This window comes from Nocardioides flavus (ex Wang et al. 2016) (assembly GCF_014653115.1).
In the GTDB taxonomy this organism is placed as follows: Bacteria; Actinomycetota; Actinomycetes; order Propionibacteriales; family Nocardioidaceae; genus Nocardioides; species Nocardioides flavus.
This window is the reverse complement of the sequence record NZ_BNAD01000011.1, coordinates 122,698-132,083: the sequence shown is the minus strand read 5'-3', so window position 1 is coordinate 132,083 and position 9,386 is coordinate 122,698. Positions and strand designations below refer to the sequence as shown.

The 9,386-nt window shown below is 73.6% G+C and carries 11 protein-coding genes; 3 read left to right on the top strand and 8 right to left on the bottom strand.

The features are described from left to right. The 4 genes from IE200_RS16250 to IE200_RS16240 form a co-directional block, all read right to left on the bottom strand. On the bottom strand, positions 1–287 hold a 287-nt coding region (locus IE200_RS16250), incomplete at its 3' end, for a helix-turn-helix domain-containing protein (protein ID WP_191280514.1). Positions 288–596: 309 nt separating this feature from the next. Further along, on the bottom strand, positions 597–734 hold the full coding sequence (locus IE200_RS20840; RefSeq protein WP_229856672.1) for an SRPBCC family protein: 138 nt from the start codon (positions 732–734) through the stop codon (positions 597–599). A gap of 3 nt (positions 735–737) precedes the next feature. Then, entirely contained in the window at positions 738–863 is a 126-nt protein-coding gene (locus IE200_RS21055; RefSeq protein ID WP_268245555.1) for an SRPBCC family protein, read from the bottom strand. Between the two features lie 111 nt (positions 864–974). Continuing rightward, complete coding sequence (locus IE200_RS16240) at positions 975–2,075, bottom strand: WD40/YVTN/BNR-like repeat-containing protein (RefSeq protein ID WP_191280513.1); 1,101 nt, start codon at positions 2,073–2,075, stop codon at positions 975–977. Between the two features lie 63 nt (positions 2,076–2,138). On the opposite strand from IE200_RS16240, the gene IE200_RS16235 reads away from it, so the two are divergent. The 3 genes from IE200_RS16235 to IE200_RS16225 are packed head-to-tail and all read left to right on the top strand — an operon-like array spanning position 2,139 to position 4,840. After that, on the top strand, positions 2,139–2,720 hold the full coding sequence (locus IE200_RS16235; RefSeq protein WP_191280512.1) for a PadR family transcriptional regulator: 582 nt from the start codon (positions 2,139–2,141) through the stop codon (positions 2,718–2,720). A 9-nt stretch (positions 2,721–2,729) separates the two neighbouring features. Beyond that, the gene (locus IE200_RS16230; protein WP_229856670.1) at positions 2,730–3,641 is read left to right on the top strand and encodes an EamA family transporter; all 912 of its coding nucleotides are present in this window, start codon (positions 2,730–2,732) and stop codon (positions 3,639–3,641) included. Continuing rightward, positions 3,638–4,840, top strand: coding sequence for a PQQ-dependent sugar dehydrogenase (locus IE200_RS16225; protein ID WP_229856667.1), 1,203 nt, complete (start codon positions 3,638–3,640; stop codon positions 4,838–4,840). The genes IE200_RS16230 and IE200_RS16225 overlap by 4 nt, the downstream gene beginning before the upstream one ends. Here the strand turns inward: IE200_RS16225 and IE200_RS16220 are convergent. The 4 genes from IE200_RS16220 to IE200_RS16205 are packed head-to-tail and all read right to left on the bottom strand — an operon-like array spanning position 4,837 to position 9,381. Then, positions 4,837–5,640: an ECF transporter S component gene (locus IE200_RS16220; RefSeq protein WP_308433018.1), complete on the bottom strand. Its 804-nt coding sequence runs from the start codon at positions 5,638–5,640 to the stop codon at positions 4,837–4,839. The genes IE200_RS16225 and IE200_RS16220 overlap by 4 nt on opposite strands. Beyond that, positions 5,637–7,229, bottom strand: coding sequence for an ABC transporter ATP-binding protein (locus tag IE200_RS16215; RefSeq protein ID WP_191280511.1), 1,593 nt, complete (start codon positions 7,227–7,229; stop codon positions 5,637–5,639). Before IE200_RS16215 ends, IE200_RS16220 begins: the two co-directional genes overlap by 4 nt. Next, a complete protein-coding gene (locus IE200_RS16210) occupies positions 7,226–8,338 on the bottom strand; it encodes an energy-coupling factor transporter transmembrane component T family protein (RefSeq protein ID WP_191280510.1) in 1,113 nt (370 codons plus the stop codon). Before IE200_RS16210 ends, IE200_RS16215 begins: the two co-directional genes overlap by 4 nt. After that, complete coding sequence (locus IE200_RS16205) at positions 8,335–9,381, bottom strand: hypothetical protein (RefSeq protein ID WP_191280509.1); 1,047 nt, start codon at positions 9,379–9,381, stop codon at positions 8,335–8,337. Before IE200_RS16205 ends, IE200_RS16210 begins: the two co-directional genes overlap by 4 nt. Positions 9,382–9,386: the final 5 nt, after the last annotated feature.

The following is a 9,386-nucleotide window of genomic DNA, read 5'->3' as shown; positions in this document are numbered from 1 at the left end:
GGACTCGTACGCCCGGTCTCCCACCGCGCCACCACCGACTGCGAGACCCCCAACAACGCCGCCAGCCCCCGCTGCGAGACGTCCAGGATCCGCCGCACCCGCCTCACCAGCCCCGGCACCTGCCCCGCGAACGGACCCATCCACCACCACTCCCGCTCCGCCGGCGACCAGTTCACCATCGCATCACGCACCGGCCCGACCTGCCCGACCGGCCCGGCCTGCCCGTCGTGGGGCCCGTCCTGCCCGTCGGGCCCGTCCTGTGTGTTCTGTGCCCCCGTGTCGTCCATCCCCGACACCCACCCTTCCTCGACCCGGGCCCCGCCGCTCGAGGCCACCACACCCCATCCCACGCCCCCGCACCGACACCCGCCCCCGCCCATCCACAACCACCCCCGCCCCGGCGTGCGAACCGTCCCCTGTGGACACCTCGTGGCTAGTGACCGCTGGACACAGCCCGGCACCGACCGCGCACCCACCCCGGCACGCGCACGCGCTCCCTTGCCCCTGAGTCCCTCACAGACTCACGGGCAAGGGAGCGATCGCCGGCAGCTGCACGACCCCCTGAGTCGCTCAGAGACTCACGGGCAAGGGAGTCGTCAGCCCGGGCGATTGCCGGCCGCCGGCTCCGCCTCCCGCTTGAGCGCCACGAGTCCCTTGTCGAAGTCGCGGCCGAGCACCTTGTCGAGGAACAGCCTCCCGGCGACGGACATGAGCGGGTTGCGCGAGCCGGACATCGTCTAGGTGAGGTCGGTGACGTCGCCGACCGCCGCGAGGGTCAACGTCGTGACGTTCGTGGCCCGGAAGGGCTTGAGGAACACGAGGTCGATCACGACGGTGTCGTCCGACGAGGCTGTGATGCGCATCTGGCCCACCGCTGCCACTGCCGGAAGTCGTCGATGAGCGCGTGGACCGTGGCACGGTCTGCGTGGATGCGGGTGCTGCGGGAGATCGAGTAGTCGGGCACGGCGAAGCGTCTAGAGCTTGGCCGCTCGAACGACGAGCACGTCCGGCAGGTCCTTGTGGATCTCCTGCCAGGTCGCTCCCTCGTCCGGCGAGGCCCACACGCCGCCGTTGCGGCCGCCGAAGTAGATGCCGACCTCGTCATGGCCGTCGACGCACATCGCGTCGCGCATCACGGCAGTGAAGTAGCCGTCGGGAAGTGCCCCCTCCCCCAACGGCTCCCAGGACGAGCCTGCGTCGGTCGTCCGGTAGACCCGAGCCTTGCCGTCCACCGGCCAGCGAGCCTCGGCGCCGGCGATCGGGAAGCTGTACGCGGTGTCGGCGCGGTGCGGGTGCGTCACCATCGCGAAGCCGAACTCGGTCGGCAGCCCGGGGGCGATGTCCTGCCACGTCGCCCCACCGTCGTCGGAGCGGTAGACCCCTCCATGGTTCTGGAGGTAGAGCCGCTCGGGGTCGGCGGCGTCACGCGCGACCTTGTGCACGCACTGGCCGAACTCGGGGTAGTGGCGGTCGCCAGGGAAGAACTCGGCCTTGACCCCGGTGTTGGACGGGGACCAGGACTCGCCCCCGTCGTCGGTGACGTAGACACCGCCCGTCGAGAGCGCCGCCAGGACCCGCGACGGGTCCGACGGGTGCGGCAGGATCGTGTGGAACGCCTGACCGCCGAACCCCGCGTTCCAGTCCTCGCGGTGCGGGTGATCCCACAGCGCACGCACCAGCGAGAAGGTCTCGCCCCGGTCGGTGGAGCGGAAGACCGCGCCGGGCTCGGTGCCGGCCCACACGACGTCGTGGCTGCCGTCGGCGGCCGGGCCGGGCTGCAGCTGCCACACCCGGGCGAGCGTCGCGCCGGTGTCCTCGGGGAACCGCACGGCACCGTTCGGCGTCTCGTCCCACGAGGTCCCGAGGTCGTCCGAGCGCCAGACCTGCGGCCCGAGCCAGCTCGAGGACGCCCCCGCGAGCAGGCGCGGAGCCGCGCCGCGGGTGTCGACCATGACGGAGTAGACCTCCTCCATGGGGAAGTGCGGGCCGGTCCAGTCCCACGAGGTTCGGGCCCCGTCGGAGGTCCCGAGCCACATGCCCTTGCGGGTCCCGACCATGAGCAGCGTGCGTGACATCGAACCCCCGTGCGCGAGAACCGTTGTGACTATTCCGATTAGGAACACTACTCTCGGAGCGACATGAGTCAAGACATCCCGGTCACCGGCTTCGCGATCCTCGGCCTACTCACCTTCGGCGACGAGCTGACGGGGTACGAGGTCAAGCAGCGTGCCGACGTCACGCTCCGCTTCTACTGGGTGGCACCGGCGATGAGCCAGATCTACACCGAGCTGCGCCGCCTCACCGACCACGGACTGGTGCGAGCCGAGTCTCGCGCCGACGGCGGGCGGGACGTGACGACGTACGCCATCACCGGCGCCGGCCAGGACGCCCTGCGGAGCTGGCTCGACGAGACCCCCGCAGGCTTCCCGGTCCTGAAGCACACCGTGCTGCTTCGCCTGCTCGTCGGGCACGCGACCGAGCCCGAGCAGTCGCGGCGGATGCTCCATGACTACCTCGGCGAGCTCGGCCGAGCCCTCGACGACCTGACGAGGGTCCGGGAGTCGCTGCGCGGCGCGGACGGCGAGGGAGAGCCGTTCCGGTTCCCGTCGCTGGTCGCGGACTGGGGGCTGGACTACTTCGCCGCCGAGGAACGCCACGCGCGCCGGGCGCTGGAGAGCTTGGGTGGGACCGAGACCGGGAGCGACGGCGGGGCTGAATAGGCTGCCACGGTGACCACGCGAGCCAGCCGGGACCTGCTCGGGCCTGTCGGCCTGGTCCTCGTCGGCATCCTGTCGGTGCAGGTCGGCGCCGCCATCGCGAAGGGCCTGTTCGGGGAGATCTCCCCCACGGCGATGGTCTGGCTGCGGCTCGCGACCAGCGCCCTCGTCCTCGGCGCCGTCGTACGCCCACGCCTGCGCGGCCGGACCCGTCACGACTGGCTGGTCGTGCTGGGGTTCGGCGCGAGCCTGGCCACCATGAACTGGGCCATCTACCAGTCCTTCTCCCGGATCCCGCTGGGCATCGCGGTCACCATCGAGTTCATCGGTCCACTCACCCTGGCCGTGCTGGGCTCACGTCGCGCCCGCGACCTGGTGTGGGTGCTGCTGGCCGGAGTCGGGGTCGCACTGCTCGGCTTCCAGCGCACCGGTCTCGACCCCGTCGGCGTCGCGTACGCCCTGCTCGCCGGCGCGGCCTGGGCGGCGTACATCCTGTTCAGTGCGAGCACCGGACGCCGGTGGGCCGGGTTCGACGGTCTCGCGGTGGCGAGCATCGTCGCCGCGCTGGCGATGACGCTGCCCGCTCTGCTGACGGCCGGCACGTCGCTGTGGGACGGCCGCGTCCTGCTGATCGGTGCCCTCGTCGGGCTGCTGAGCTCGGTCATCCCCTACAGCTGCGAGCTCGTCGCGCTGCGCAGCCTGCGGCCTGCGGTGTTCGGCATCCTGATGAGCCTCGAACCAGCCGCTGCGGCCCTGGCGGCCATCGTGGTGCTGCAGGAGCACCTGACGCCGGTCCAGTGGCTGGCCATCGCGTGCGTCGTCGCCGCCTCGATCGGGGCGACCCGGTCGGGCGCCAGGCCGGGCGAGCCGCCGCACCGCCACGACGAGGAGCGTTCGGCCGCACCCGGCACACTGGCCCCATGACCATGGCGCACCGGGGCGGTACCAGCATGCGATCGCGCCTGGCCCTCGGCTCGCTGGTCCTGCTGCTCGCCACAGCCGGTTGCTCGGGCGCGAGCACCACCGACGACGAGCCGATCCCGCGCATCACGCAGCCGACCGACCAGGCGAGCGAGCCGACGCCGAGCGAGCCCCCGGCCACGCCCGGGGCGGACGACGACGGCATCGGCGGCAATGACGACGACGGACGCGTGCGTCGCCCCCGGGCCCTCGACGTTCTCGCCGACCGCCTCGAGGTGCCGTGGGGCGTCGACTTCCTCCCCGACGGCGCAGCGGTCGTCACCGAACGGATCTCCGGACGGGTGCTGCGGGTGACCGCCGAGGGTGACCTCGACCCTGTCGGCAGCATCGAATCCACCGTCCCTCAAGGCGAGGCGGGCCTGCTCGGCGTCGCGGTGTCCCCGGGCTTCGACTCCGACCGGACCGTGTTCTTCTACGTCACGACCGAAACGGACAACCGCGTCCTCAGCGCCCGGCTCGACGGCTCACGCCTCGGCCCGACCCGCGTCGTCCTCGACGGCATCCCGGCCGGCTTCATCCACGACGGCGGCCGCATCGCCTTCGGTCCGGACGGATTCCTCTACGTCACCACCGGCGAGACCGGCGACCCCGAGCTCGCCCAGGACCCCGACAGCCTGGCCGGCAAGATCCTCCGGATCACCCGCGACGGCCGCCCCGCGCCAGGCAACCCGGATGCCGGCTCCCCCGTGTGGTCGCTCGGCCACCGCAACGTCCAGGGCCTGGCCTGGGACGAGGAGGGGCGGCTGTGGGCGTCGGAGTTCGGCGCCTCCGAGTGGGACGAGCTCAACCTGGTCGAGAAGGGCGCCAACTACGGCTGGCCTCGCGTCGAGGGCGCCGGCGGCGGTCCCGACTTCGTGGACCCCCAGCTGGTCTGGCCGGTCGAGCAGGCCTCGCCGAGCGGGTTGGCGTACGTCGCGGGGCACCTCTGGATGGCCGGGCTGCGGGGCCAGCGTCTCTGGCGGATCCGCGTCTCTGCGGACGGCGAAGCGTCGCGGCCGACGGCGTTCTTCACCGAGGACTACGGCCGGTTGCGGACGGTCGCCACCGCGCCCGACGGCCTGTTGTGGCTGACCACGTCGAACCGCGACGGTCGCGGCCAACCGGCGCTGGCCGACGACCGGCTCATCCGGGTGCGGCCCTAGCCGACGTCCACCGCCCCGGGGCGTACGACGGCGCGCCGGGCAGCCCGCCGCAGGGTCGTGAGGATCGCCGGGCCGAGCACCACGGTCGCGACGGCGGTCGTGATCGCGCGGCCGGTGTCCCACCCGCCCGTCGAGGTGAGCAGCGTGTAGACGAGGAAGCGGTGCGCGTTCTCGAGCACCGGCGCGCCCGCGACGTAGGCCAGCGACCCCTCGTGCCCGGGCACCGCGATGCCGAGGGCGAACGGCCACGAGCTGAGGTTCATCAGCAGGCCGTAGAGGTAGGACGCGACGACCGCGTAGGCGGCCAGCATCGCGATCTCGGCCCGACCGCCCACGCGCCGCGGCAGGAGGCCGGCACCCATGCCGACCCAGGCCGCACAGATCATCTGGAAGGGCAGCCACGGGCCGACTCCCGCCGTGAGCAGCGCCGAGGCGAACAGCGACGTGCAACCCAGCACGAACCCGAAGCCCGCACCGAAGACCCGGCCTCCGAGGATCAGCAGGAAGAACACCAGCTCGATCCCGGCCGTGCCCGCCCCCAGCCCGCGCATGACCGCGTTGATCGCCGACAGCACGCCCAGGACGGCCAGCACCCGGGAGTCCATGCCGCCCTCGCCGATCTCGGCGAGGACGACGACCATCACGAGCGGGAGAAGCGCCAGGAAGACGAAGGGCGGCTCGACGCGCTGCCCCGGCTGCGCCTCGAGCAGCAACGGCCAGCACAGCATCATCAGCCCGGCCAGCGAGGCCAGGCCGAGCACCGCGGCGGTGCGTGGGCCGACGGGGAGTGCGACGTTCACCGGGCCACCCCTCCGAGCGCGGCGACGACTTCCTCGACCGCGAGCCACGGGGCGCCGAGCACCTTGGTGACCTGCGGGGCGAACGACGGCGACTCCGCCAGCACCCGGCGGGGAGGCCCGCTGGAGACGACCTCCCCCTCGGCCATCACGACCACCTCGTCAGCGACGTGGGCGGCGAACTCGACGTCGTGCGTCGCGAGCAGGACGGCGTGGTCGTCCGAGGCGAGGTCGGCCACGATCCGAGCCAGCTCCGCCTTGCCCGCGTAGTCGAGGCCGCGGGTCGGCTCGTCGAGCAGCACCACGGGCGGCCGCGCGGCGAGCACGACCGCCAGCGCGAGCGCGAGCCGTTGCCCCTCGGAGAGGTCCCGCGGGTGGATGTCGTCCGCGATGCCCGGCGCGAGACGGTCGAGGAGGCCGCGGCACGTACCGGCGGTCGCCTCCGCGCCGGTGTCCGCGGCGGTGCACTCCTCGGCGACCGTCTCGAGGTAGAGCAGGTCGGCGGCGGTCTGCGGGACCAGCCCGACGTGCGTACGGCGCTGCGCGGGCGCCAGGTCGGCGGGGTCGCTGCCGGCGACGTCGACCGACCCGGACCGGCGGCGCCCGGCCCCCTGGAGCGCCCAGATCAGGCTGGACTTCCCCGAGCCGTTGCGCCCCATCAGCACGGTGGTGCGGCCGGCCGACAGGGTGAGGTCGACCTCACGGACCGCGACGTGGCGCCCGTGCACGACGGTGACGCCGCGAGCCACCACCAGCGGGGCGGTCCTGGGCACCGCTTCCGGGGCGGGGGCGGGCAGCTCCGGGAGGGTGCGCGCGTGCCGGCGCGCGTCGCGCACGGTGAGCGGGAGTGGCTGCCACCCGGCGACACGACCGAGCTCGACCAGCGGAGGCGCGACGGGCGAGTCCGCCAGCACCGCGCGGGGTTCCCCGACCCGTACGCCACCGTTCCCTGCCACCAGGCAGATCCGGTCGGCGAACGGCACGACCCGCTCGAGCCGGTGCTCGGCCAGCAGCACGGTGAGGCCCAGGTCGTGGACCAGGCGCGTGATCGTCGCGAGGACGTCCTCCGCAGCCGTCGGGTCCAGCGCCGAGGTCGGCTCGTCGAGCACCAGCACCCGCGGGTGCGTGGCGAGCACCGACCCGATCGCGACCCGCTGCTGCTGACCGCCGGAGAGGGTGCGCAGGTCACGCGCGCGCAGGTCGGCGATGCCGAGGAGGTCGAGGGTCTCCTCCACGCGCCGGCGCATGGTCTCGGGGGCGACGCCGAGCTGCTCCATGCCGTAGGCGAGCTCCTCCTCGACCGTGTCGGCGACGAAGCCGGCCAGCGGGTCCTGCCCGACGTAGCCGACCAGGTGGGCGCGCTCGCGAGGCGGCTGGTCGACGATGCTGCGTCCCTCGAGCAGCACGTCACCGGTCAGCACGCCCCCGGTGAAGCGGGGCACGAGGCCGGTGACCACGCCGAGGAGGGTGGACTTGCCCACGCCCGTGCGCCCCGACACGAGCACCAGCTCGCCCTCGTCGAGGGTCAGGTCGACGCCCTCGAGCACCGCCTGCTCGTCGTAGTGGAACCCGATGTCTCGCAGCTCGATCATGCGACCACCTCGCGCCGGCGGGGGGCGGTGGCCGGGACGGGTGTCGCCACGGCCGGGAGGGTGCCGAGGACGCCGAGCAGCAAGGCGATCGGTGAGAGGTACGGCACGATCTGGACGCCCGGGTAGGCGACGACGACCTGGGTGTGGGCGACGTACCAGCCGAGCACGGCCACGACGAGGCCGACACTGGCCGTGAGCACCTCGGGCGCCCGCCACGGGTCGGGCCGGTAGCGGGTGCGCTGCACGCGGCGCCCGGCGCTGACCAGGCCGAGCACCGCGACGACCACACCCGCCCCGAGCATCGGGAGGGCCAGGACCCGCGGCGCGGTGGGATCGAGCCAGGCGTACGTCCCGACGCAGATGCCGGTCAGGGCGAGGAGGAGCAGGGCCCCGGTCACCCGGCGCTCGCGGACCGACGCGCCGCCGGAGCGACCGTAGCCGCGGGTGTCCATGCCGGCGGCGAGGGCGAGCGAACGCTCGAGCGCGTCCTCCAGCACGGGCACCAGGAACCGGCGGAGCCGGGCCACCCCGGTCGTCGTCCCGCCTCGCAGCGCCTGCGCCGCCCGCACGCGGCGCACGCTGTCGGCGAGCTGGGGGAAGATCGTGACGGCCACCACCAGTGCGGTGCCGATCTCGTACAGCGCGGGCGGGACCGAGGCGAGCAGCCGCTTGGGGTTGGCGAGCGAGTTGGCCGCGCCGACGCACAGGATCACCGCCGCGAGCCGGAGCCCGTCGTAGAGCCCGGCCAGCAGGGCCTCGCTGGTCACCGGACCGAGCAGCCGGACCCCTGCCGCCCAGTCGGGTAGCGGGACCTCGGGCAGGTCGAGCAGCACCCGGCCGACCTCCTGGCCACCGAACAGGATGCGGAACACCACCCTCAGCACCACCGTGAGCGCCGCGAGCAGCGCGTACAGGCGAAACGACCGACCGAACGGATGCCCAGACCTGCGCGCCATCACCACCACCGTCACCGATCCCATCACCAGCAGCAGCAACAGCGGGTTGGTGGTCAGCGACGCGGCGGTGGCCAGGCCGACCGCCCAGGCCCACCAGGCCAGGGGGTGCAGGTCACGTGCCAGCCCGGGTCGGGGCAGCGCCGGAGGGGTCACGAGTCGCCGGACTCCCGTCGACGACGGGCCACGATGGCGCTCGCAGCCACGGCTGCACCCAGGAGGCCCACGGCCCCCATCGTCACGGCCGCGGGGACCTTCGTCGGCTCGTCGGCGTCGCTCTGGCCGGTGGCGACGGGAACCCCACGTGCCACTGAGTCTCCAGGAGACTCACCGTCCAGCGGCGCCTCGTCCTCGTCCTGGTCCTCGTCCCTCGACCGTGAGTCCTCACGAGACTCACGGTCCTCGGACTTCTTCCCGGTGCGCTCGCCCGGGGCCGCGGGCGACCGTGAGTCTCCAGGAGACTCACCGGCCGGGGGCGCCCCGGACGGGGTGCCCGACGCCGAGGCGGACGGGCTCGACGACGGGGACGACGACGGGCTGCTGTTCGACGGCGACGGGGTCGACGAGGACCCGCCTCCCGACCCACCGCCGCCGGAGGGCGACGAGGTGGGCGACGAGGACGGGGCCGTGGTGGGCGACGAGGTCGGTGCGGACGTCGGCGACGACGTGGGCGAGGGCGAGGGTGAGCTGGTCGTGTGCACCGGCGGGGCGACAGCGGGAGGCGTCGCGCTGCCGCTGCCCTGCTTCCACGCCCAGCCGACGGAGCCGCCGGCCGGGACGGTGAGGGAACCGGAGCTGTACGACGAGTAGGTCCACGAGCCCGACGTGCCGTCGGACCACCACAGGCCCCAGTACGCGTCGGCCGGGGAGGTGTTGACGCACGGGTCGCTCGTCGGGACGCCGTTGACGCGACACACGAACCCCGGCTGTCGCTGGGCGTAGGTGAGGCTCACGCCGACGGATCCGACGATCGCCGTGGCGCTCTTGCCGCCGCCCTCCGGGGCGCATGCGGTGAACACGCCGCCGCCGAGCTCGCGCTGGTCGACGACGACGCTGACGCCGCCGCCGGAGGTGCAGGTGGCGGCGCCGGCAGGGGGTACGACCGCGGTGGGTCCGAGGCCCAGCACCGCTCCGGCACCGAGCAGGCCCGCGGCCAGGGCGGCGACGGTGGCGGCGACCCGTCGGGTCCGGTCTGCCATCGAGA

What these genes read in the sequence shown, in the direction of transcription:
- IE200_RS20840 (WP_229856672.1), bottom strand. Translation starts at nt 734, where the DNA reads ATGTCCGGCTCGCGCAACCCGCTCATGTCCGTCGCCGGGAGGCTGTTC.
- IE200_RS21055 (WP_268245555.1), bottom strand. Translation starts at nt 863, where the DNA reads ATGCGCATCACAGCCTCGTCGGACGACACCGTCGTGATCGACCTCGTG.
- IE200_RS16240 (WP_191280513.1), bottom strand. Translation starts at nt 2,075, where the DNA reads ATGTCACGCACGCTGCTCATGGTCGGGACCCGCAAGGGCATGTGGCTC.
- IE200_RS16235 (WP_191280512.1), top strand. Translation starts at nt 2,139, where the DNA reads ATGAGTCAAGACATCCCGGTCACCGGCTTCGCGATCCTCGGCCTACTC.
- IE200_RS16225 (WP_229856667.1), top strand. Translation starts at nt 3,638, where the DNA reads ATGACCATGGCGCACCGGGGCGGTACCAGCATGCGATCGCGCCTGGCC.
- IE200_RS16215 (WP_191280511.1), bottom strand. Translation starts at nt 7,229, where the DNA reads ATGATCGAGCTGCGAGACATCGGGTTCCACTACGACGAGCAGGCGGTG.
- IE200_RS16205 (WP_191280509.1), bottom strand. Translation starts at nt 9,381, where the DNA reads ATGGCAGACCGGACCCGACGGGTCGCCGCCACCGTCGCCGCCCTGGCC.